The following is a 21,040-nucleotide window of genomic DNA, read 5'->3' as shown; positions in this document are numbered from 1 at the left end:
TACGATCGGGACTGACCCGCACCGAGCAGAAGGACCGCTGTGAGCGACCACATCCCCGACGAACTGGACCCGTCCGGCCGCGACCTGCGCGCGTACACCGACGAACTGCGACCCGACCACCGCGTCGTGCGCAACGCGCGCGGCGAGTGGGTGCTGCTGCGCCACGCCGACGTCGTCGAGGCCGCCTCGGACGCCGAGCGGTTCAGCAACGCGGTCTCCCAGCACCTGCAGGTGCCCAACGGCCTCGACGGGGACGCCCACCGCGCGGCCCGCGCGACCCTCGACCGGTACTTCACCGACGAGGCGCTGGCCCCGTTCGAGCCGGTGTTCCGCGGGATCGCGCGTGACCTGTTCGCCTCGCTCCCGCGCGGCGGGACGGTGGAGGCCGTGCACGACGTCGGCGCGATGTTCGCGGTCCGCGCGCAGAGCGCGTGGCTGGGCTGGCCCGCCGACCACGAGCCGCACCTGCTCGCGTGGATGGCCGACAACCACGCCGCCACCCGCTCGGGCGACCGGTCGCGGACCGCAGTGGTGGCGTCCGACTTCGACGCGATCATCCGTTCGATCACCGACCCCCGGCGCACCGACCTGGACGCCGCCCCCGATGACCTCACCACCCAGCTCATGCGCGACACCGTCGAGGGCCGGCCGTTCACCGACGAGGAGATCGTGTCGATCCTGCGCAACTGGACCGGCGGCGACCTGGGCTCGATCGCGTTGTGCGTCGGCGTCCTGTTCGCGTTCCTGGCCGACAACCCCGACGTGCAGCGTCGGCTGCGGGCGGGGGTGGGCAACGCCGAGCTGGACGCCGCGATCGACGAGGTGCTGCGCATCGACGACCCGTTCCTCAGCAACCGGCGGAAGACGACCTGTCCGGTGCACGTGGCCGGCGTCGACATCCCCGAGGGCGCCCACCTGAAGTTGCACTGGACCTCGGCCAACCGCGACGCCGCGGTGTTCTCCGATCCCGACGCGTTCGACCCCGCGGCGAACGCCGAGCACAACCTCGTCTACGGCATCGGTCCGCACGTGTGCCCGGGGCGTCCGCTGGCGACGCTCGAACTGCGCGTCGCCGTTCAGGAGGCGCTGGCCGCCACCGACTGGATCGCGTGGGCGCCGGACGAGCCGGCCGAGCGCGAGGTCGCCCCGGTCGGGGGGTACGCGCGGGTGCCGGTCGTCCTGACCTGACGGGTCACCGGGCGAAGGCGTCCAAGGAGAAGAATCCGTAGCCCCGGGCGCGGGTGCCGTCGATGATGCAGGACAGCGCGTCGGCGTCCAGCGTCGAGCAGTCGGTCGGGTGGGCCCCCACGTGCAGGAGCACGACCTGGCCCGGCTGCACCGTGCCCAGGACGCGCTGGCACACGTAGGCGGCCGAGCGTCCGCCGGAGGTGCCCTGCCACCCGAGGCTGTCGACGGTCCAGCGGAACGGCACGTAGCCGGCGGCGTTGACCACCGTCGTCGTCGTGGTGTTCCGGTAGCCGAACGGCTAGCGGAACAGGGGCTGCGTCGACCGCCCGGTGAGCGGCGCGATGGCCGCGTCGGCGCCGTTGAGCTCGGCACGGATCTGGTCCGCGGTGAGCTTGGTGAACTCCGGGTGGGTCACCGAGTGGTTGCCGACCGGGTGCCCGGCCGCCGCCATGGCCCGCACCGAGTTCGGGTAGCGGCGGGCGAAGTCACCGGTGACGAAGAAGGTGGCCGGGACGTCCTTGGCCCGCAGCGTCGACAGGATCCGATCCACCGCGGCGTTCGAGGCGCCGCCGTCGAAGGTCAGCGCGACGACCCGCTTGGTCGTGGGCAGGGTTTCCCAGTCGCGGCCGTGGCGCTGGTCGCCACAGGTGTTCGCCCCGGGGGTCGGCCCGCCCATGACGAACCGGTACAGGAACGCCGCCATCGCGTCGCGGGCGGTCGGGGCCAGTGGCCGGTAGGTCGGGCAGCCGAACGGCTCGTCCCATCCGGTGGAGGAACGCGGCCATGGCGTCCCGGTTCACCGGGGACAGCGGCCGGTACTCACGGGTGCCCTCCTCCCGAGGCCAGCCGGTCGCGATGCCGCGCTGGTCGACCCACGCGATCGCGTCCGCGAAGGCCGTGCCGGGCGGCACGTCGACGAACCCGGACGCCGCGGGCGCGGCTGCGGCGGCGGGCGCGGGCGCGGCTGCGGCAGGGGCGCCGAGAACGGGGCCGGCGGCCAGGACGGCCGCGCCGGCCAGGGCGGTGAGCAACGTGCGGACGAGCTTCATGGGGTGCCTCCTGTCCTCCGGAGGGGGGGTGCCCCACCTTGTCGGACGCAGCACCACCGCGGAAGGTTGCGGGTCAGGCGTAACCGAGTTCGTGCAGTCGGTCGTCGTCGATGCCGAAGAAGTGCGCGATCTCGTGCACGACGGTGATGTGCACCTCGTCGATGACGTCCTCGACCGTGTCGCAGATCGCGAGGGTCGGATTGCGGAAGATCGAGATCGTGTCGGGCAGTACGCCCCCGTAGCTGACCCCGCGCTCGGTGAGCGGGATGCCCTCGTACAGCCCCAGCAGCTCCGGGTCCTCGGGCGGGGCGTCGTCGGCGATGACGATGATGCAGTTGTCGAGCAGGTCGATCAGCTCGTCGGGGATCGAGTCGAGCGCCTCGTTGACGTAGCCCTCGAACTCGTCGGCCCCCATCTCGATCGCCATGGCTGCACCCTACGGGGTCAGGGCGTCACGGACGGGGTGAGGGCTCCCCTCCGCGGCGGGCGAGCTCGGCCTCGGTGCGGGCCAGCCCGCCGTGCTCCAGGCCGGCCAGCCGGCTGCTCCCCTGCCACACCAGCGAACCGTGCCGACGCACGGTCACGGCGAGCTCGCCGGAGAGGTGTTCGAGGGCCCCGGGCGTGTTCCGGTGCTCGGCGGGCAACGGGACGGGCAGGACGTGGGCCTGCTCGAGGGGCGCGTGGGCGCCCACCTCGATGAACCAGCCCCCGCCGCGGCCGCGCAGGGTCCACGTGTCGTCGGCCACCCGCGCCCGTACCGGAGAGGTGCCGGGGTTGCCGAGGCGCACGACGCGCCCGCCGGGCAGGCGCACGACGAGCCCGGTGACCTCCGTCCGGAGCGGCCCGGCGTACACCTCGCCGCCGGCGAAGGCGACGCAGGCGTCGGCGTCCGCGAACCCCTGGGCCTGGCCCCACCACCAGCTCTCGGGGAACCCGCCCCTCCCCCAGTTCTTCTCCCCATAGACCTGGGCACCGGTGAGCTGCCAGCGGTCGCCGTCCACTTCTACCGACCCGGACGCCGTCCCGCCCAGGAGCCACGGGTGCCAGTACTGGTTCAGGCCGGGCACCGTCTGGAAGACGCTGGACCCCCCGAAGGCCCGGTGCGGCCACCGCCAGGGTTCGGAGATGACCAGGTCGAGGTGGGCGCCTGGCACGTCCACGCGCAGGCGGCGGTCGTCACCGACGAAGGCGTCGTCGGAGCGCGCGCCCACGGCGTCCGGGTCGGCCCAGGCACCGTCGAGGGCGTGCGTGACGAGGCGTGCCGGGACGCCGTCCCCCGGCGAGGTCGCCACCCCGATGGTGGCCCACGGCCCGCGTGGGGAACGGTTGACGCCGATGAGCGCGATCAGGACACGTCCGGAGCCGACGTCGGTGAACCGCCAGAAGTAGCCCTCCATGTCGACCCCGTGGGCGCGGGTCGGGTCGCCGAAGGGCAGGTCGGCGCCGGTGGCCCGGTAGCGGGACAGGATCGAGCGCACGGCGTCCGGGACCCCCATCACGAACCCTCGGGCCAGGTGTCGCGCACCGCGGCGCCGCCCTCGACGACCTCCTCGTCGGCGCCGGGCAGCTGGGTCCAGTCGTCCTGGGGCCGGTAGCCGAGGTCGAGCATGGTGTTCGTCATGCTCCACCGGCGGTTGGGGTTGTCGGAGATCGCGTAGAAGAGCCCGAAGGGGCAGTCGGCCTCGATGGCCCGGCGGAAGACGCGCTCGGTGTCGTCCTCGCTGAGCCACATCGCGTGGAGGATGTCCTCGTCGGTCTCGGTCGGGTCGGGGGTGACCCAGCCGATGCGCAGCGCGATGAACTCCAGCCCGTGCTCCTCGTGGTAGAACCGGCCCAGCGTCTCGCCGAACACCTTGCTCACCCCGTAGAGAGAGTCGGGGCGCGGCAGGTGGTGCGGGTAGACCGGCCAGTCCTCATGACGGTCGTACATGCCCATGGCGTGGTTCGACGAGGCGTACACCACGCGGCGGACGCCGGCCTCCCGGCAGGCCTCCAGCACGTTGCGCAGGCCGATGATGTTGGGTCCGAGCACGTCGTCCCACGTCGACTCCGGGGACGCCGCCCCGGCCAGGTGCACCACGGTGTCGATGCCGTCCATGAGCGCCAGGACCTCGCCATAGTCCTCCAAGTCGGCTCGCCGCAGCGTCTGCTCGTGCTCGGGCTTCCTCGGTGTCCGCCCGTGGGGGACTACGTCGTAGTCGCCGGCCAGGCGTTCCTCAAGGAGGCGCCCGATCCCGCCCGTCGCGCCGGTGATCAGGACCCTGCGTCGTTGCTCGTCTGCCATGCGCTCCATCGTTTCGGCTCGTCACCCCGAGATCAAGGCGCCGGGGGGTCACCCAGCGGCAGCGGCGTCCAGTGCAGCCGACAGGTCGGCGACGGTGCCGTCGATGTCGCGCAGCTTGGTGAGGCCGAACAGCCCGATGCGGAAGGTGCGGAAGTCGGCGCCCTCACCGCAGTGCAGCGGCACTCCGGCGGAGACGCGGATGCCGGCGGCGTCGAGGCGCGCGACCATGTCGGCGGCCTCGGCGTAAGAGACGACCACGCTGGGCGCCTGGGCCCCGTCCGCGGCGACCGAGGCGAAGCCTCGCTGCTCCAGCGCGGCCCGGGCCTTGCGGCCGAGCTCCCCCTGCAGGTCGGTGCAGCGGGTGAAGCCTTCGGCGCGGACCTCCTGCATCACCGCGACGTTCCTGGCGATGGTGTCGGTCGGCATGGTCGCGTGGTAGTCGGCCACGCCCTTCTCGGCGTTCTCGCTCACCCGCAGCCACGCGGACAGGTCCCCGCTGAAGGTGGTCGACGGGGCAAGCCGGGCGCGGGCGCGGTCGGACATCACGACGAACGCACCGCAGGGGCTGCCGCCCCAGGTCTTCTGGGGCGCGCTGATCAGGACGTCGACGTCGGTGGCGCCGAGGTCCGTCCACAGGCAGCCGGCGGCGATGGCGTCCAGCACGAACAGCCCGCCGGCTGCACGGGTGGCGGCACCCACGGCGGCGATGTACTCCGGCGGCAGGAGGATGCCGGCCGATGTCTCGACCTGGGCGGCGCACACGACGTCGGGCGCGAAGGCCTCGATCTCGGCGAGCACCTCGTCCAGCGGGGCCGGCGACCAGCCGCGGTCGTCGCCCTGCCGGGCGCACAGCACCCGGTACTCGGCGGCCGCACCTGAGGCGTCCAGGATCTGCCGCCACCGGTAGGAGAACAGGCCGTTCTGGAGGATCAGCACCCGGCGTCCGGTGGCGAACTGGCGGGCGACGGACTCCATGCCGGCGGTCCCGGTGCCTGGCACGACGGTGGCGTGGGGCGCGGAGTAGGCGGACCGCAGGATGTCGACGGTGTCGCTGAGCGCGGCCATGAACTCGGGGGCGGCGTGATGCAGGGCGCGGTCGGTGTAGACGACCGAGAACTCGTGGTGTCGCATGGCGCTCCTTCGGGTGGGCTGCTCCGACCGCGCGCCAGCCTAGCCCGGCTCGGCCGTCGGGGGTGCGACCCGGCCGAGGGCCCGCGAGAACCGGAGGATCGAGTCCATGGTGAGCGCGAGATCCTGGCGCGCGCGGAGCTTGGCGCGGGGGAAGTCGATGGCCAGGTTGTTGATGCTGAACACGGCGGTGACGCCCTCGTCGTAGACCGGTTCGAAGCCGTCGGCGATGTCCCCCACCACCGCCACGACCGGGACGCCCAGCGGCGCGGCCCGCCGCCCGACCCCGACCACGACCTTGCCCGACAGGGACTGGGAATCGATCTTCCCCTCGCCGGTGAAGACGAGGTCGACCCCGTCGAGGACCGCCTCGAAGTCGACCGCGTCGAGGACCACGTCGATCCCCTGCCGGAGTTCGGCCCCGACGAAGGCCATGAGCCCCCCGGCCAGCCCCCCTGCCGCGCCGGCCCCGGGGACGTCGGCGATCGACACCCCCAGGTCGCGCTCGATCAGTTGGGCGCCGAGGACCAGCTGCCGGTCGAGCTCGGCCACCAGCTCGGGCGTGGCCCCCTTCTGCGGACCGAACACGTGGGCGGCCCCCCGCTCGCCGTGCAAGGGGTTGTCGATGTCGCACATGACCGTCACCCGGCAGGCGGCGACGGCCGGATCGAGGCCGCTCGCGTCGATCCGCGCGATCTTGTTGATCGTCCCGCCGGTGGGCACGAAGGCCCCGCCCTCGGCGTCCACGAACCGGACGCCGAGGGCTGCGGCCGCACCCATCCCGAGGTCGTTGGTGGCGCTGCCCCCGGCACCGACGATGAGGTGCCGGGCCCCCGCCCGGGCGGCGGCGAGCATGAGCCCGCCGACGCCGTGGGTGGTGGTGCGGTCGGGCGCCTGGCGGCCGTCGACGAGCGGCAATCCGGCGGCGGCTGCCATCTCGATGACGGCGGTGCCGTCGGGGAGCCGGCCGTAGAACGCCTCGACCGGCTCACCGGCGAATGGGCCCGTGACCGTGGTCGTGACCCGCTCCCCTCCGACGGCGGCGAGGAACGCGTCCACGCTCCCCTCGCCCCCATCGGCCACGGGCAGCTGGACCACCCCGGCGTCCGGGACGTGCCGGCCGATCGCCGCGGCCATGATCGAGCAGATCTCGGACGAGGACATGGTCCCCTTGAAGGAGTCGGGGATGAGGACGACCTTGCGCATGCGGGGACTCCCTGGCCTCAGAGGATCAGCGACAGGATCCAGATGAAGATGATCGACACCATACCCATGATCAGGGTGACGCCGGGACCCCCGCGGACGCCGTCGCCGAGCACCTGCGCGCCCTCGACCAGGAGCTGGGGCGCGCCCTGGGGGTCATCCTCGTGAGCGGGGTCGCGGACGAGACGCACGACGTCAGCCACGGCTTCGCCCAGGCCGAGAAGGCGCTGCAGGCCGCCGGACGCCGGGGCGAGCCCGTGCTCTGGTACGGCGAGATCGCCCTCGAGCTGGTCCTCGGCGAGGTGACCCCGGAGGCCCGACAGGCGTTCCTGGCCCGGGTGTTCCGTGGTGTCCCCGAGACCGCACTCCCCCGCTGGGTCGAGGTGCTGCGCGTGTACTACGCCCACGACGGGGCGCTCCAGCAGGCGGCCGACGCGCTCTTCATGCACAAGAACACCCTTGGGGGCCGGCTCGACCGGCTCCAGGCCGTGACCGGCCTGAACCCGCGCTCGCGCGCCGACGGGATGCTGTTCCAGTTGGCCGTGGAGTTCCTCAGTCGACCCTGAACTCGGTCATGACCGTCTGCCGGGTCACCGAAGGCAGTGTCAGACATCAACCGGAACAGCCGACAGGCATCACCCGAAAACGAGTAGAGCCTCAGCCGAAGCTCGAACGTCAAGCTTCAACCGAGGCAATACACGTCGGATGGTGGGGCGTGCGGGGCTCGAACCCGCGACCCAGGGATTATGAGTCCCCTGCTCTGACCGGCTGAGCTAACGCCCCCGACCGCGGGCCACCCTACCGGCAGCCGGAGCGAGGTGCGGCGTCAGCCGCGGCGGTGGGCCATACGGGAGACGAGCCAGTCGCCGATCGACTGCACGAGCTGGACGATGATGATCAGCACGACCACCGACATGAGCAGCACGGGCTCGTTGAAGCGCTGGTACCCGTACCGGATGGCGAAGTCACCCACGCCGCCGCCGCCGATGACGCCGGCCATCGTCGAGTAGCCGATCAGCGTGACCAGGGTAAGTGTCGCGCCCGCGACCAGCCCGGGCAGCGACTCGGGCAGCAGCACCTTGCGGACGATGTCCCAGGTGGTGGCGCCCATGACCTGGGCCGCCTCGATCTTGCCGGGCGCGACCTCACGCAGCGCGGCCTCGACCACGCGGGCGTAGAAGGGGATGGCGCCGACGGCCAGCGGCACGATGGCCGGCGTGGGCCCGTAGGCGGTGCCGACCAGCCAGCGGGTGAACCCGATGAGCGCGATCATCAGGATCAGGAACGGCAGCGAGCGGGCGATGTTCACCACGGCGCCCACCACGGCGTAGAGCCCCCGCGAGGGCACGAGGCCGTCGGACGCCCACAGGCGCAGCAGCACCCCCACGGCCGTGCCGAGCAGCACCACGATGAGGAAGGACCAGCCGACCATCCAGGCGGTCTCCCCCAGCGCACCGAGCAGTTCGGGTAGGGCTTCGATCCACGTCTTCTGGGTCACAGGTGCACGCTCACTTCATGCTCGGCGAGGTAGGCGGCCACGGCATCCTTGTCGTAGGAGCCGTCGGGGTGCGAGAACGCGACCCGCAGGCGTCCGACCTTCTGCCCGGCCACGGTCTCGACCGCGCCGCCCAGGATCGACACGTCGAGCCCGAAGCGGCGGGTCAGCCCCGAGATGACCGGCTCGGTGGTGCCGCCGTGCGCGAAACCGAGCACGACGGAGGTGTGGTCGGGGTCGAGCGAGGCGTCGCCGACCGGCAGGAGGATGTCGGCCAGCTGGGAGTCGGGGTCGGCCAGCAGCTCCAGCAGCGGCCCCTGCTCGACGACGCGACCGGACGCCATCAGCGCGGCCGCGTCGCAGATGCGGCGCACGACCTCGGACTCGTGCGTGATCAGCACGATCGTGACCCCGGTCTTCCGGTTGATCTCCTTGAGCAGGTCGAGGATCTGCTCGGTGGTGGCCGGGTCGAGCGCCGAGGTGGCCTCGTCGCAGAACAGCACGTCGGGATGGGCCGCGAGCGCGCGGGCGATGCCGACGCGCTGCTTCTGCCCGCCCGACAGCTGCGACGGGAACGCGTGCTCGCGCCCCTGCAGGCCGACGAGCTCGATGAGTTCGGCGACCCGCTTGCGCCGCTCGGCGGCGGGCACGCCCTGCACCTCGAGGGGGAAGGCGATGTTGTCGGCGGCGGTCCGGCTGCCCAGCAGGTTGAAGTGCTGGAAGATCATGCCCATCCGGTGGCGGGCCTTGCGCAGCCCGGACGCCGTCAGCTCGGTGAGGTTGAGCTCGCCGATGGTCACGCTCCCCGACGTGGGGCGCTCGAGCGCCGTCAGACAGCGCATGAGGGTCGTCTTGCCGGCGCCCGACCGGCCCAGGATCCCGAAGACCTGGCCGGCCGGGACGCTCAGCGAGACGTCGTCGACCGCAGTCACGGCGCCGTCACCGGTGCCGTAGACCTTCGTCAGTGAGGTGACCTCGATCACGAGTGGTTCAGCCGATCACTTGGCGGGGAGGACGGAGCCCTTGAAGGTGTCCTCGATGAACTTCTGCAGCTCGGGGCTGGTCAGCGCCTCGTTGACCTTCACCACGCGCGGGTCGTCCTTGAGGGCCTCCTTGACCACCAGCACGTTGGCGTAGGGGTTGTTGTCGGCCGACTCCAGCTTCAGGGCGTCGGACGCCGGGGTGAGCCCGGCCTCGAGGGCGTAGTTGCCGTTGATGATCGAGAGGGTGACCTTCGGGTCCTTCAGCGTGGCGGCCAGCTGCGGGCGGTCGATCTTCAGCCAGGAGATGTTCTTGGGGTTGCCCGTGACGTTGGTCTCGGGGGTGATCTGGCTGTAGTCGAGGCCCTCGTCGTCGGCCTTCACGTCGAGGGTGATGAGGCCGGCGTCGGCGATCAGGAACAGGGCGCGGGCCTGGTTGGTGGCGTCGGCCGGGATGGCGATGACCGCACCGTCCGGGACGCTGTCGAGCGTGACCTTCTCGGAGTAGAGGCCGAGCGGCTCGACGTGGACCGGCGCGAGGGCGACGAGGTCGGCGCCGTCGTGCTGGGCGTTCCAGTCGTTGAGGTAGGGCACGTGCTGGAAGAAGTTGGCGTCGAGGTCACCCGCGTTGACGAGCTGGTTGGGGTCGATGTCGCCCGAGATCTCGGTGACGTCGATCTCCACGTCGCCGAGCAGGCCCTGCTTCTCGGCCTCCTCGAGCAGGACGGCGTGGGGGGTGACGTCGGCGATGATGCGCAGGGGCTCGGAGGTGTCGGCGGCGGCACCCGGCGTCCCGCTCTGGGTGGCGCCGCAGCCGCTCAGCACGAGGCCGGCGGCGAGGAGGGTGGCAACGGTGGTGGTCACACGGCGGAACATGGCTCTTCTCTCATTTCGTCTTCGTGGGCTGGCTGGAACACAGGCCGACAGCACGGAACCGCGAGCGAAGGCTGCAGGGTTCACCGGACAGGTTCGCTCGACCCTCCCGGGGAGCGACCGGATCCGTGCTGTCAGGCGCACATTCGCCGACAGCACGTGGGCATCATCATGACGGCGTTCGCCGCGGAGATGATCTGACCCATGGCGCACAGGCTAGCCCGACTGGTGACGAGGACTCATAATCCGTCCGCCCCTCGGACCTGAGTTGGGTCACCGTTCGGCGATTCTTGCATCGGTAGGGGCCGTGACTTGCGGTGATGCCGTGGCTTGGTGCTTCGTTTAGGCACTAAGCGGGACTCTAGGATCGGGGCATGGCGTGGATTCGGCGGGTGCGGACGGCCTCGGGGGCGACCGCGGTGCAGATCGCTGAGTCGGTGGGTGGTCGACGTCGCATCGTGCGGCACGTGGGGTCGGCGCACGATGAGGCCGAGCTTGGGCTGCTGATGGCCCAGGCCAGCAAGCTGCTCCAGGACGATGCCCAGGGGCAGTTGGATCTGGGGCTGTCGCTGCCAGTTCCTTGGGCCGCGATGGTGCCGGCCCCGGCCGAGACGCTGTTCGGGGAGCAGGTCAAGGGCCCGGTGCGGCGCCCGGTGGTGGCCGCGCCTCGTGTGCTGCGAACGTCCTCGGCGTTGCTGTATGAGGCGTTGGCCGGGGTGTACACCGACCTGGGTTTCGACGTCCTGGACGATGAGGTGTTCCGCGACCTGGTCATCGCGCGGGTGGTGGAGCCGACCAGCCTGCTGGACGTGGACCGGGTGCTGGCAGACCTGGGTCGGACCGCGGCCAGCCTGTCGACGCGCAAGCGCACGTTGGGCCGATGCCAGGACGGGGCCTACCGCGACCAGGTCGCCAAACTGTGCTTCGAGCAGGCCCGGGCCAGCGGGGATGTGTCGTTGTGCCTGTACGACGTGACCACGCTGCACTTCGAAGCCGCTGAGGAAGATGCCCTGCGCAAGGTCGGCTACTCCAAGGAACGCCGGGTCGACCCGCAGATCATCGTCGGTCTGCTGGTCGACCGGCACGGTTTCCCGTTGGAGATCGGGTGCTGGGAGGGCAACAAGGCCGAGACGCACACGATCGTGCCGATCATCGAGGCCTTCGCCGCCCGGCACGAGATCGAGGACTTGGTCGTGGTCGCTGACGCCGGGATGCTGTCGGCTGCCAATTTGAAGGCCCTGGATCAGGCCGGGCACACCTTCATCGTCGGGTCCAAGACCACCAAGGCCCCGATCGACCTGGCCTCCCACTTCCGCTGGCACGGGGATGTGTTCACCGACGGCCAGGTCATCGACACCCTGACCCCCAAGGTCGGCAAGAACACCGACAACGACACCGCCAAGCGTCGCGAGCCGGTCTGGGACCCCGAGCAGCACCGCAACTCGTGGCGGGCGGTGTGGTCCTACTCGGCCAAGCGGTTCGCCCGGGACAACAAGACCCTCACCGCCCAGGAGAACCGGGCCCGGGCAGCGATCGAGGGGGACAAACCAGCCCGGACGCCCAGGTTCGTCAAGACACAGACCGACGGACTGGTCCTGGACGAAGCCGCGCTGGCCCGAGCCCGGCGGTTGGCAGGACTCAAAGGCCTGGTCACCAACATCCCGGCCACGGTGCTGCCCGCTGCCGAGGTGATCAGCTCCTATGCCGACCTGTGGCACGTGGAGCACTCCTTCAGGATGTCCAAGAGTGACCTGAGGGCCCGCCCACTGTTCGCCAGACGACGCGACTCCATCGAGGCGCACCTGACCATCGTGTTCACCGCCCTAGCCATCGGCCGCACCGTCCAGGACCGGACCGGCCTGTCGCTACGTCGAGTCCTGCGCCAACTCCGTCCGCTGCGTTCAGCAACGATCCAGGCCAACGGCGCTATCCAGACCCTGCCACCAGCCCTCGGCGACGACGAGCAGGCCGTCCTTGACGACCTCAAACAAGCCAGCTCAAGGCACTAAGCCGCTTGACCCAACTCAGGTCGGATTGCCGTGCCGACCTACGATGGTGCCAACGTGAGCAGGAAGTAGTGAGTCCGATGCCCCAACCCGGCTGGTACGCCGACCCCGACGGGACGCCCGAGCGCCTCCGTTGGTGGGACGGCACCCGGTGGACGGAGAACGTCCACGGCGGTGCCGGGAGCGTTCCCCCGGCGGGTGGCAGGCGCCGCGGCGTGTGGCCCTGGGTGGCCCTCGTGCTGGTCGCCGGGCTGGTGGTGGCCGTCGGGTTCGGCCTCAGCGCCGGGCTGCTCGGCACCCGCGAGACCACGCCGGGGACGGGCGTCCCGCCGGTCGCCCCCTCGCCCCGGCCCTCGACGCCCATGACCGTGCCCGCGTCGCCGACGACGCAGTCGCCCCTCCCCCAGCTCCCGCCGGTCACGGCCGCACCCGAGTCGCCCCCCGTGCAGAAGCCGGAGCCCTACCCCACCATTCCCGAGACCCCGCCGGCGGTGGACGACGTCTGTCCCGAGCCGGCGTCCGACGCCGCGTCGCTGACCGACGGCCAGCTGACGCTGGCGCTGCCCGACGACTGGACCCTCGTCGACGGCCTCACCTGGCTGACCTGCGCGCAGGCCGCCACCTCGGTCGACCAGACGATGTCGGTCACCCTCGGCGTCTCGCCCCTGCCCACCACGAGCCTGGAGGAGGCCGCCCACTACGTGTGGTCGATCGCCCTCCTCGACGCGGCGATCCCGCACCCGCTGTCGCAGACCTCCACCCCGGTCAGCGTCGGCGGCCTCGACGGGTGGATGGTCACCGGCACGGTGGGACTGCACGAGTCGGTCGACGAACTGACGGTCGTGGTCGTGGACGCCGGCGGCGAAACCCCCTCCGTCGTGGTCACCCTCGTGGGCACCCAGGACGTCGAGGGGCGCGCGACGATCGACGACATCCTCAACTCGGTCGGCCCTGCCTGAGGCCCGGCCGCCGGACCCACGAAGGAGAGACACAGACACGATGACGTCCTGGGTGAAGTGGCCGGGCGGCCACCCGCGGTTCGGATACGGCGCCGACTACAACCCCGACCAGTGGGACCGCGAGGTCTGGCAGGAGGACGTGGCCCTGATGCAGAAGGCCGGGGTGACCATCGTGTCGCTGGGCATCTTCATGTGGGCGCGGGTCGAGCCGGAGAACGGCCGGTTCGACTTCTCCCCGTACGACGAGCTGATGGACCTGCTCCACGCCCACGGCATCGCGGTCTGCCTCGCGACGGGGACGGCCTCCCCGCCGCCGTGGCTGGTCCGCGCCCACCCGGAGGTGCTCCCCGTCGACGCGGCCGGGAGCGTGCTGGAGTTCGGCGCCCGCCAGTCGTGGTGCCCCTCGTCGCGCGTGTTCATGGGGTACGCCACGCGCCTGGCCCGGCGCATCGCCGAGCACTACCGCGACCACCCCGCGCTCGCCGCCTGGCACGTCAGCAACGAGTACGGGTGCCACAACGCGCACTGCTTCTGCCCCACCTCCGCGAACGAGTTCCGCCGCTGGCTCACCCAGCGGTACGGCACGGTCGACGAGCTCAACCGGGCGTGGGGCACCGACTTCTGGTCGCAGCGCTACGCCTCGTTCGACCAGGTCGAGCCGCCGCGCCTGGCCCCGACGTTCGGCAACCCCACGCAGGCGCTCGACTTCGCGCGCTTCAGCAGCGACGAACTGCTCGCCCAGTACGTCGCCGAGCGGGAGGTCCTGCGGGAGGTGACCCCGGGTGTCCCGGTCACCACTAACTTCATGGTCGGACCCAACACGAAGTGGATGGACTACTGGCGCTGGGGCCCCGAGCAGGACCTGGTCAGCAACGACCACTACCTCGACGAGTCGTCCGACGAGCCCGAGGTCGTCCTCGCCTTCTCCGCCGACCTCACCCGCGGGTGCGCGCGCGGGGAGCCCTGGATGCTGATGGAGCAGTCCACGTCGGCGGTGAACTGGGGCCGGGTCAACACCCCGAAGGTGCCCGGCCAGCTGTGGCGCAACAGCCTCGCCGCCGTGGCGCGCGGGGCCGACTCCATCTCGTACTTCCAGTGGCGGGCGTCCGCGGCCGGGGCGGAGAAGTTCCACTCGGCGATGGTCCCCCACGCGGGCCCGGACTCGCGGGTGTTCCGCGAGGTGTGCCAGGAGGGCGCCCGGCTGGCCGGGCTCACGCCCCTGCTGGGCCAGCGCTCCGACAACCGGGTGGCCGTCCTGTTCGACTACCAGAGCTGGTGGGCGTCCGAGCAGGATGCGCACCCGCGGCAGGACTGGCGCTACCGCGACGCCGTGCTGGCCTGGTACGAGCCCCTGTGGCGGTCGAACGTGGGCGTGGACGTCGTCGGGCCGGACGCCGACCTCGGCCGGTACGACCTCGTCGTGGTGCCCGGGCTGTACCTCGTCACCGACGCCACGGCGACAGCCATCGCGGACGCCGCCGAGCGCGGCGCGAACGTGGTGGTGACGTCGTTCTCGGGGATCGTCGACGAGGACGACCGCGTCCGCCTGGGCGGCTACCCCGGGGCGTTGCGCGACCTCGTGGGCGTCCGGTCGGAGGAGTTCGTGCCGCTGCGGCCGGGGCAGTCCGTCACGCTGTCCGACGGGTCGACCGTCAGCAGCTGGGCGGAGGACCTCACCGTGGTCGACGACGCGACGACGGTCGTCCTGGCCTACGCGTCCAGCCCGGGCGGACTGCTCGACGGCAAGCCGGCCGTCACGGTGCGCCCCGCCGGGGTCGGCCGGGCCTGGTACGTCTCGGCCGACCTCGCCGCCGACACCCAGCGGTCGTTGCTCGCGCAGGTGCTGTCCGAGGCCGGCATCGGCCCGGTGGCCCCGTGGACGGGGGCGCTCGAGCTGGTCCGCCGCGGCGACCACGTGATCGCGATCAACCACTCCGACGGCGAGGCCGAGGTCGAGGTCGCCGGGCACGAGCTCCTCACCGACACCCCCGTCGGCCCGCGCCTGGTCGTCCCTGCCTGGCAGACCGCGGTCGTCCGCATCGGCTGAGCGGGGCCTAGGCTGCCTGTCATGGCAGCCCGGACCCCGCACCTGGACGACCTCGAGGACCTCGACCGCCACGACCCCGCCCTGCGCGCGTGGCTGGTCGAGAGCATCCGGCGTCTGGACGCCGACGCCCAGCGTTCGGCCGACACCCACCTGGTGCGCATCCCGCTGCCCGAGCGCTGGGGCATCGACCTCTACCTCAAGGACGAGTCCACCCACCTGACGGGCAGCCTCAAGCACCGACTGGCGCGCTCGCTGTTCATGTATGCCCTCGTCAATGGCTGGCTGGCGCCGGGCATGCCGGTCGTGGAGGCGTCCTCGGGGTCGACCGCGGTGTCGGAGGCGCACTTCGCCCGCGTGCTGGGGCTGCCCTTCATCGCGGTCATGCCGCGCAGCACGAGCGTGGAGAAGATCCGCCTCATCGAGGCCCAGGGCGGGACCTGCCACTTCGTCGACACCGCCGACGAGATGTGCGCCGCGTCGCAACGGTTGGCATCCGAGCTCGGCGGGCACTTCCTGGACCAGTTCACCTACGCCGAGCGCGCCACCGACTGGCGCGGCCACAACAACATCGCCGAGTCGATCCTGCGGCAGATGGCCGACGAGCCGCACCCGGTGCCCGCGTGGCTGGTCGTGGCGGCCGGCACGGGCGGCACCAGCGCGACCCTGGGCCGCTACTTCCGGTACCGCCGCCTCGCCACCCGGCTGTGCGTGGCCGACGTCGAGAACTCGGCGTTCTTCGACGGGTGGGCCGACCACGACCCGGGCTGTCGGGTCGAGGGCTCCAGCCGCATCGAGGGCATCGGACGCCCCCAGATCGAGCCGTCCTTCATCCCGGCCATCGTCGACCGGATGATCCGGGTCCCGGACGCCGCCTCGGTCGCCGGTGCCCACTTCCTCTCCGAGCGCCTCGGACGCCGGGTCGGGGCGTCCACGGGGACGAACCTCATCGCGGTGGCCCGGATCGTGCAGGACATGCTGGCCCGCGGCGAGACCGGCTCGATCGTCACCCTGCTGTGCGACTCCGGCGAGCGGTACGGGCACTCCTACTTCGACCGGGACTGGGTGGCGGGCCAGGGCTGGGACCTGCAGCCCTGGCTGGACGAGCTGGAGGCCGTGTTCCCGCGTTCCTGAGCGCGGTGGTCATCGCTCCGCGGGAGGAGCATGACGAACGCGGTGAACGCCATGCCCGCCCAGGTCGGCACATAGGTGATGTCGCCGACCAGCTTGAGCCCGGGCTCGTCGGCGGTGAAGTCCCTGTTGACCAGATCCGGCAGATCCTTCGCGTCAGCCGGGATCGTGGTCCTGGGCCCGCTGCGGCGCGGCTGACAAGCCACCAAGCCGCGCTCGGCCATGATCGCACGCACCGTCTGCGGGTCACACGGCCTGCCTGCCCGCACCAAGGCGGCATGGATCCGTCGGTAGCCGTAGGTGGCGTCGGAGTCGGCGAACAGGACCTCGATGAAGTCGCCGAGCTCGTCGCGCCACCGCTGGGTCACCGAGACCGGCCGGTTGAGCCACTCGTAGTAGCCGGCCCGCGACACCCTCGCCCACCGACACATGCTCCGGATCGAGTAGTTGCCTTCTTCGCTGTTGATGAACGCGTACTTCGCGGTCACCGGAACTCTTTGGCGAAGAAGGCCGCCGCTTTTCCCAGGAAATCCCGCTCGGCCTTCAACTCGCGGACCTCTTTACGCAACCGTGCCAGTTCAGCACGCTCCGGTTCGCTGATCTCCGGTAACTCATCCGGGTGGTCCCGCCGATACGCATTCACCCAATTCCTGAGTGTTTCCGAGCCGATACCATGATCACGCGCGACCTCGGCAACAGTCCGCGACGACTCAATCACCGCACGAACCGCCTCCGCCTTGAATTCCGGGCTGAACTTCTTCCGGGTCATTCGATCCCTTCCATTTCTCCCACGGATTCTACCGGTGGGGGCTCTTGGTCCGGAAACAATCCCTCATCTCAATCCTCGGCAACGCGTCGCACACCGCGATCGTGTGGTATCAGAGCCGTGTCGGACTGATCGGCGATGGGCTCGTCGGGAACGCAACCTGGCAGAAGCTCCGATACGCCTGAGCAAAGCGAACGCCCCCACCCTCGAATCTCGGGGGTGGGGGCGTTCTTGTCCCCTGCCTTACTGCGGCGGCGCACCGATGCAGGCGAGGGCCGCGTCGAACACCTTCGGCCCGTCGGCGAACGCCACTCCTGCAAGGGTGTGGCTCCCACGCCAACCGGGGTACAGATTCGAGAACCGGCCGCCGCCTGTCACCAGCCCCATCGGCACGACCTTGCCATCGAAATCCCGGTGCCAGTACGCGACCACCGCGAAACCTTCCTCAGACAAGTCGATCGCGGCCGATCGACGAGACCAAACGGGCGACTGCCCCGAGTCGGAGTTTTCCGCCCTGAAGCGTTCGGCGTCCGTGAGTGGCCGACACTCGAATGACTGGGCCGGATCGGCAGGCACGAAGCGCACGAGTCGACCGCCTTCCCCCTGGACGGTTCCCGGCGTCGAACCGGGGTAGAGCTTGGTGCCGGGGATCGGGGTTGGCGACGGCGCGAGCGACACCCCGGTAGGCGTGGGGCTTGGTTCGGGGGTTCGGTCCTGCTCGGGGACTACGCCGAGTGAGGGCGGCGCGACAGTTGGCTCGCTGTCGGGGGCACCCGCGCATCCCCCGAGCAGCAACAGGGCCCCGACGACAGCCCCGACACAGACGCGGTTCATGCCTGCACCTTACGTGCGTCGGCGAGCGTGTTGTCTACGGACGTGATCCACGTCGACGCCCGGACGCCGCACACGTCCGCCAGCCCGCCCAACTCGGACATGGTGAAGGTCTCCCCCGCCAGACGCCGCGCGAGCGTCTCAGGGGCGATCCGGGCGCGTTCTGCGGCCTGCTCGACCGACAGCCCGACCCGAGCAACATCGGTGCTCACGAGCTCGGCCAACAGGCGGTTACGGGTGAGGCGCAGCAGTTCAGCCCAGTCCGGCTCGACCTCGACGCCCCCGCAGTCGCACACCACGCACTCGGCGCGGCCGTTCAGGTGCTCATCCACGTCGTGCCCGCACCCAGCGCACCGGGTGACCGCCTCGACTCCGCCGGATTCGGGCGCCAGCTCGCGGGCCAGCTCCCAGGCGCCCACGACCTCACAGAACTCGGCCTCGATCGGCTGCCCGTCACGGGCCCGAGCGGCCGACGGGCCGACGTACCAGACCCGGACGGCACCCGCCTCGCCGACGGGTTCGGCGCCGGTGAACCGGGACACGGTGCGCCAGCGAGCCACATAGGCGCGGGCCGCGTCGAGGAAGGCGTCACCCTCGACGACCGGCCGGGCGTCCGCCTCGACGCCGGGCAGGTCGGTCATGGTCGCCCCGAGCTGCTCAACGTTGCTCCGGGCGTGCGTCTCGCACTGCAACCGGGTGAACGGCGTCGGGTCAATCGGAGACGAGCGCAGGAACTCGACGGCGTGCGTGGCCGGTCGGTCACAGCGGGTGTTCGTGCAGGTGTTGGTGGTCATGGCGTGCGGTCCCTTCCGGGCGTCTCACCTTGACCAAGGGGGCTGAAATCCTCCCCCAATGCTCCCCCGCTACCAACCCCTCAGGGGCGTTTCTCCTTGTGGTAGCGGTTTTGGTTGGGTGCCCCGACTGGACTCGAACCAGTAACCCTCTGACTGGACGGTCGACACCACCCAGCACCCATCGGAGGATGTCGTCTCCCCTAGTCGCCACGCTCAAAAGACCCCCTACCGAACATCACCCCTAGCCACCCCCACCTGTCGCTGTTTCGGGGATGGTCGGTACCAAAGTCGGTACAGCCCCGGCCACCCTAACAGGGGCCACCAACGCCTACAGGCTATCCACTTTCACTATCGGAGTGATGGGTCACTGGCCGCGCTCCCAAGTGGCGCCGGCAAGCCGACGCATCTGGTCGGCTTGGTGGATGGCATCGATCACCAGGTGCGCGTGTCGGCTGATGGTGACCCGCCACCCCAGGATCCTGCGGGTGAACACGTCGACGACGAACGCGGAGGCTTCACTACGGAGGAGCCATCGGGCAATCCTCCAGACCACCGGGACCCAGCAACCCACTCGCGTGCGCATCACCCCCCGGCCGCACACTGGGCACGGCCCTGCTCTCGCCCTCCGCCGACGTGACCACGACATCGCTGGGCTCCACTGAACACCTAGCCGCCTCACTTGTGCGACAGCTCCCTCCACGTGCCAGGTTCGCCCCAACTCGTCAACCAACTCAGGGGGCACCGGCGAACCGACGCCACTCACCGGATGGGGAGCCGATGCCTCATCAAGCACCTTCCGAGCCGACGAAGCTTCAGTTGAGTGATTCCCAAAATCAATCACCCACTGATCCGGCTGGACTGGAGACACCTCCGCCGCATGCCCATTCTCAAGATCGCTCATTGCATTAACCTGAGTTCACCAGAAAGCCAAGACGCGTCCATTTGAGATCTTCAGCAAGCGGATGCGCCGTTTGGCCTCGCGCAACTCGGCCAGCTCTTCGCGCTCGGGGCCGTCGTGAATCCGGCGTCCCGGTCGGCCTGGGCCATCCAGTTCGTCAGACAGGGCTCCGAGATCCCGAAGTCCTTCGCGATCTGCTGATCGTCACCCCCCTCCCCACGCTGCCGGGCGACCGGGTCGACATCGTCACGGAACTCTTCTGATAGGGCTTGGGCATGGTGCACATCCTCTCCTGTAGCACCTCACAGCACCACAGACTCGGTGTCACCTATCCGTGCAGCAGTCCCTCATGACCCCTTCTGCCCAACCGGGCCGTAGGGCCAGTTACACCGTTCCTGCGATAGACCCCAGACCGCCACCCACCGTTTCTCTGACAGTCCCGTTCACGGCTGGTTGGAGTTCAGAGTGCTCCTTGTCTCTGGTCTGGCAGGGGTGATGCAGAGTCGGGGTAGGAGGGTTGTGCGCCGCGTCCGGTGCAGGCGTAGGCGCCAACGCGGGCAGCGAATCGGGCCGCATCGATGAGGGTGCTTCCCTCGGCCAAAGCTGCAACGGTTGCGCCCACGAACGCGTCCCCTGCTCCGGTGGTGTCGACGACTTTGACTTTAGGGCTTGGGACCGCCGCAACCCCGTCGCGGTCGGCAACGAGGGCTCCTTGTTCCCCTCGCGTCATGATGACGGAGCGAACCCCGTGCTCGATCAGGCGCTGGAGTACGTCCTCGTCGCTCAGGGATGCGTCGGGATCGGTTCCGGTCATGACGCCGAGGGCGAGTCTGCCTTCGTGCTCGTTGACGATGAGTGGGTCAGCTCTGCTGAGCAGGTAGCTGGGCAGGTCTACGACTGGTGCAAGGTTGAGGACGACGCGGTGGTTTGCGAGTTCGATGGCTCGGCTGAGGCCGTCGATGGGGATTTCTCCTTGGAGGACGATGAGGTCGGATGTGGTGATCTCTGTTCTGAGCTGGTCCATTCGCATTGCGTTCATGGTGGCATTCGCGCCTGGGGTGACAACGATCATGTTGTTGCCGTCATCGTCGACGGTGATGAATGCCATTCCGCTGGGTCCGGGGACTTTCAGCAGGTAGTGCAGGTCGACGCCGGAGGTGGTGAGCCCCTGGAGCGCGGCGTCGGCGTAGGGATCGTCGCCAACGGCCCCGGCCATGGTGACGGTTGCGCCGAGTTTCGCGGCGGCGACTGCTTGGTTGGCGCCCTTGCCGCCGGGGAAGATTTCTGGGCCTCGACCGTGGATGGTTTCGCCGGCGGTGGGGATGCGTTGCGTACGGATGGTGACATCAACATTGATGGATCCGATGACCAGGATCCGTTTGGGGGCCGTTTGGGTGTTCATGGGCAGGTC

Annotated in this window: 22 protein-coding genes and 1 tRNA gene; 6 read left to right on the top strand and 17 right to left on the bottom strand. The window is 70.3% G+C overall.

All coding sequences use genetic code 11. The features are described 5' to 3' along the window. Positions 1–39 precede the first annotated feature (39 nt). Positions 40–1,188: a cytochrome P450 gene (locus J4N02_RS07020; RefSeq protein WP_188333425.1), complete on the top strand. Its 1,149-nt coding sequence runs from the start codon at positions 40–42 to the stop codon at positions 1,186–1,188. A 4-nt stretch (positions 1,189–1,192) separates the two neighbouring features. Here the strand turns inward: J4N02_RS07020 and J4N02_RS07015 are convergent, their stop codons facing one another. The 8 genes from J4N02_RS07015 to J4N02_RS06980 all read right to left on the bottom strand — a co-directional run bounded on the left by J4N02_RS07015 (position 1,193) and on the right by J4N02_RS06980 (position 7,043). Then, on the bottom strand, positions 1,193–1,453 hold the full coding sequence (locus J4N02_RS07015) for a hypothetical protein (RefSeq protein ID WP_208091167.1): 261 nt from the start codon (positions 1,451–1,453) through the stop codon (positions 1,193–1,195). A 33-nt stretch (positions 1,454–1,486) separates the two neighbouring features. Further along, positions 1,487–1,891, bottom strand: coding sequence for a polysaccharide deacetylase family protein (locus J4N02_RS07010; RefSeq protein ID WP_208091166.1), 405 nt, complete (start codon positions 1,889–1,891; stop codon positions 1,487–1,489). A 419-nt stretch (positions 1,892–2,310) separates the two neighbouring features. Next, entirely contained in the window at positions 2,311–2,664 is a 354-nt protein-coding gene (locus tag J4N02_RS07005) for a metallopeptidase family protein (protein WP_182814881.1), read from the bottom strand. Positions 2,665–2,689: 25 nt separating this feature from the next. After that, entirely contained in the window at positions 2,690–3,733 is a 1,044-nt protein-coding gene (locus tag J4N02_RS07000; protein ID WP_188333426.1) for a tocopherol cyclase family protein, read from the bottom strand. Further along, positions 3,733–4,521, bottom strand: a complete 789-nt coding sequence (locus tag J4N02_RS06995) for an NAD(P)-dependent oxidoreductase (RefSeq protein ID WP_188333427.1) — start codon at positions 4,519–4,521, stop codon at positions 3,733–3,735. The genes J4N02_RS07000 and J4N02_RS06995 overlap by 1 nt, the downstream gene beginning before the upstream one ends. A gap of 48 nt (positions 4,522–4,569) precedes the next feature. Beyond that, positions 4,570–5,652: an aminotransferase class V-fold PLP-dependent enzyme gene (locus J4N02_RS06990; RefSeq protein WP_188333428.1), complete on the bottom strand. Its 1,083-nt coding sequence runs from the start codon at positions 5,650–5,652 to the stop codon at positions 4,570–4,572. A gap of 39 nt (positions 5,653–5,691) precedes the next feature. Further along, positions 5,692–6,855, bottom strand: coding sequence for a glycerate kinase (locus J4N02_RS06985; protein ID WP_188333429.1), 1,164 nt, complete (start codon positions 6,853–6,855; stop codon positions 5,692–5,694). A gap of 17 nt (positions 6,856–6,872) precedes the next feature. Continuing rightward, the gene (locus tag J4N02_RS06980) at positions 6,873–7,043 is read right to left on the bottom strand and encodes a hypothetical protein (RefSeq protein WP_188333430.1); all 171 of its coding nucleotides are present in this window, start codon (positions 7,041–7,043) and stop codon (positions 6,873–6,875) included. Between J4N02_RS06980 and J4N02_RS06975 the strand changes: the two genes are divergently transcribed. Continuing rightward, complete coding sequence (locus J4N02_RS06975; RefSeq protein ID WP_188333431.1) at positions 7,017–7,418, top strand: CdaR family transcriptional regulator; 402 nt, start codon at positions 7,017–7,019, stop codon at positions 7,416–7,418. The two genes, J4N02_RS06980 and J4N02_RS06975, sit on opposite strands and share 27 nt — an antisense overlap. Positions 7,419–7,558: 140 nt before the next feature. On the opposite strand, the gene J4N02_RS06970 is transcribed toward J4N02_RS06975, so the two are convergent. The 4 genes from J4N02_RS06970 to J4N02_RS06955 all read right to left on the bottom strand — a co-directional run bounded on the left by J4N02_RS06970 (position 7,559) and on the right by J4N02_RS06955 (position 10,191). After that, a tRNA-Ile gene (locus J4N02_RS06970) sits at positions 7,559–7,635 on the bottom strand. A 43-nt stretch (positions 7,636–7,678) separates the two neighbouring features. Then, complete coding sequence (locus J4N02_RS06965) at positions 7,679–8,350, bottom strand: methionine ABC transporter permease (RefSeq protein ID WP_182814887.1); 672 nt, start codon at positions 8,348–8,350, stop codon at positions 7,679–7,681. After that, on the bottom strand, positions 8,347–9,330 hold the full coding sequence (locus tag J4N02_RS06960) for a methionine ABC transporter ATP-binding protein (protein WP_182814888.1): 984 nt from the start codon (positions 9,328–9,330) through the stop codon (positions 8,347–8,349). Before J4N02_RS06960 ends, J4N02_RS06965 begins: the two co-directional genes overlap by 4 nt. 15 nt (positions 9,331–9,345) lie before the next feature. Then, entirely contained in the window at positions 9,346–10,191 is an 846-nt protein-coding gene (locus tag J4N02_RS06955; protein ID WP_243760895.1) for a MetQ/NlpA family ABC transporter substrate-binding protein, read from the bottom strand. Between the two features lie 383 nt (positions 10,192–10,574). On the opposite strand from J4N02_RS06955, the gene J4N02_RS06950 reads away from it, so the two are divergent. The 4 genes from J4N02_RS06950 to J4N02_RS06935 all read left to right on the top strand — a co-directional run bounded on the left by J4N02_RS06950 (position 10,575) and on the right by J4N02_RS06935 (position 16,343). Further along, a complete protein-coding gene (locus J4N02_RS06950) occupies positions 10,575–12,209 on the top strand; it encodes an IS1634 family transposase (protein ID WP_208091028.1) in 1,635 nt (544 codons plus the stop codon). A 77-nt stretch (positions 12,210–12,286) separates the two neighbouring features. Then, positions 12,287–13,165, top strand: a complete 879-nt coding sequence (locus J4N02_RS06945; RefSeq protein WP_223202768.1) for a DUF2510 domain-containing protein — start codon at positions 12,287–12,289, stop codon at positions 13,163–13,165. A gap of 40 nt (positions 13,166–13,205) precedes the next feature. Further along, positions 13,206–15,212: a beta-galactosidase gene (locus J4N02_RS06940; protein WP_188334821.1), complete on the top strand. Its 2,007-nt coding sequence runs from the start codon at positions 13,206–13,208 to the stop codon at positions 15,210–15,212. 21 nt (positions 15,213–15,233) lie between these two features. Next, complete coding sequence (locus J4N02_RS06935; protein ID WP_188334820.1) at positions 15,234–16,343, top strand: PLP-dependent cysteine synthase family protein; 1,110 nt, start codon at positions 15,234–15,236, stop codon at positions 16,341–16,343. Here the strand turns inward: J4N02_RS06935 and J4N02_RS06930 are convergent. From J4N02_RS06930 to J4N02_RS06910, 5 genes are all read right to left on the bottom strand, one after another. After that, positions 16,256–16,828 (bottom strand): IS3 family transposase, encoded by a 573-nt coding sequence (locus J4N02_RS06930; protein ID WP_188334819.1) that lies wholly within the window; start codon positions 16,826–16,828, stop codon positions 16,256–16,258. The two genes, J4N02_RS06935 and J4N02_RS06930, sit on opposite strands and share 88 nt — an antisense overlap. After that, positions 16,825–17,109 carry a transposase gene (locus J4N02_RS06925; protein WP_208091165.1) on the bottom strand — a complete coding sequence of 95 codons (285 nt, stop codon included), beginning with the start codon at positions 17,107–17,109 and terminating at the stop codon, positions 16,825–16,827. The genes J4N02_RS06930 and J4N02_RS06925 overlap by 4 nt, the downstream gene beginning before the upstream one ends. Positions 17,110–17,349: 240 nt before the next feature. After that, the gene (locus tag J4N02_RS06920; protein ID WP_188334772.1) at positions 17,350–17,784 is read right to left on the bottom strand and encodes a hypothetical protein; all 435 of its coding nucleotides are present in this window, start codon (positions 17,782–17,784) and stop codon (positions 17,350–17,352) included. Positions 17,785–17,936: 152 nt separating this feature from the next. After that, entirely contained in the window at positions 17,937–18,731 is a 795-nt protein-coding gene (locus J4N02_RS06915; protein ID WP_188334771.1) for a hypothetical protein, read from the bottom strand. 1,358 nt (positions 18,732–20,089) lie between these two features. Further along, positions 20,090–21,031 carry a ribokinase gene (locus J4N02_RS06910; protein ID WP_188334770.1) on the bottom strand — a complete coding sequence of 314 codons (942 nt, stop codon included), beginning with the start codon at positions 21,029–21,031 and terminating at the stop codon, positions 20,090–20,092. Positions 21,032–21,040: the final 9 nt, after the last annotated feature.

This window comes from Propioniciclava sp. MC1595 (assembly GCF_017569205.1).
Classification (GTDB): domain Bacteria; phylum Actinomycetota; class Actinomycetes; order Propionibacteriales; family Propionibacteriaceae; genus Propioniciclava.
The sequence above is the reverse complement of the archived record's forward strand: the minus strand, read 5'-3'. Positions and strand labels throughout refer to the sequence as shown.

Bases quoted from the DNA above. Each gene is read 5' to 3' on its own strand.
- J4N02_RS06945 (WP_223202768.1), top strand. From the start codon at position 12,287: ATGCCCCAACCCGGCTGGTACGCCGACCCCGACGGGACGCCCGAGCGC.
- J4N02_RS07010 (WP_208091166.1), bottom strand. From the start codon at position 1,891: ATGGCGGCGTTCCTGTACCGGTTCGTCATGGGCGGGCCGACCCCCGGG.
- J4N02_RS06995 (WP_188333427.1), bottom strand. From the start codon at position 4,521: ATGGCAGACGAGCAACGACGCAGGGTCCTGATCACCGGCGCGACGGGC.
- J4N02_RS06935 (WP_188334820.1), top strand. From the start codon at position 15,234: ATGGCAGCCCGGACCCCGCACCTGGACGACCTCGAGGACCTCGACCGC.
- J4N02_RS06940 (WP_188334821.1), top strand. From the start codon at position 13,206: ATGACGTCCTGGGTGAAGTGGCCGGGCGGCCACCCGCGGTTCGGATAC.
- J4N02_RS07000 (WP_188333426.1), bottom strand. From the start codon at position 3,733: ATGGGGGTCCCGGACGCCGTGCGCTCGATCCTGTCCCGCTACCGGGCC.
- J4N02_RS06950 (WP_208091028.1), top strand. From the start codon at position 10,575: ATGGCGTGGATTCGGCGGGTGCGGACGGCCTCGGGGGCGACCGCGGTG.
- J4N02_RS06990 (WP_188333428.1), bottom strand. From the start codon at position 5,652: ATGCGACACCACGAGTTCTCGGTCGTCTACACCGACCGCGCCCTGCAT.
- J4N02_RS06910 (WP_188334770.1), bottom strand. From the start codon at position 21,031: ATGAACACCCAAACGGCCCCCAAACGGATCCTGGTCATCGGATCCATC.
- J4N02_RS06915 (WP_188334771.1), bottom strand. From the start codon at position 18,731: ATGACCACCAACACCTGCACGAACACCCGCTGTGACCGACCGGCCACG.
- J4N02_RS06985 (WP_188333429.1), bottom strand. From the start codon at position 6,855: ATGCGCAAGGTCGTCCTCATCCCCGACTCCTTCAAGGGGACCATGTCC.
- J4N02_RS06925 (WP_208091165.1), bottom strand. From the start codon at position 17,109: ATGACCCGGAAGAAGTTCAGCCCGGAATTCAAGGCGGAGGCGGTTCGT.
- J4N02_RS07005 (WP_182814881.1), bottom strand. From the start codon at position 2,664: ATGGCGATCGAGATGGGGGCCGACGAGTTCGAGGGCTACGTCAACGAG.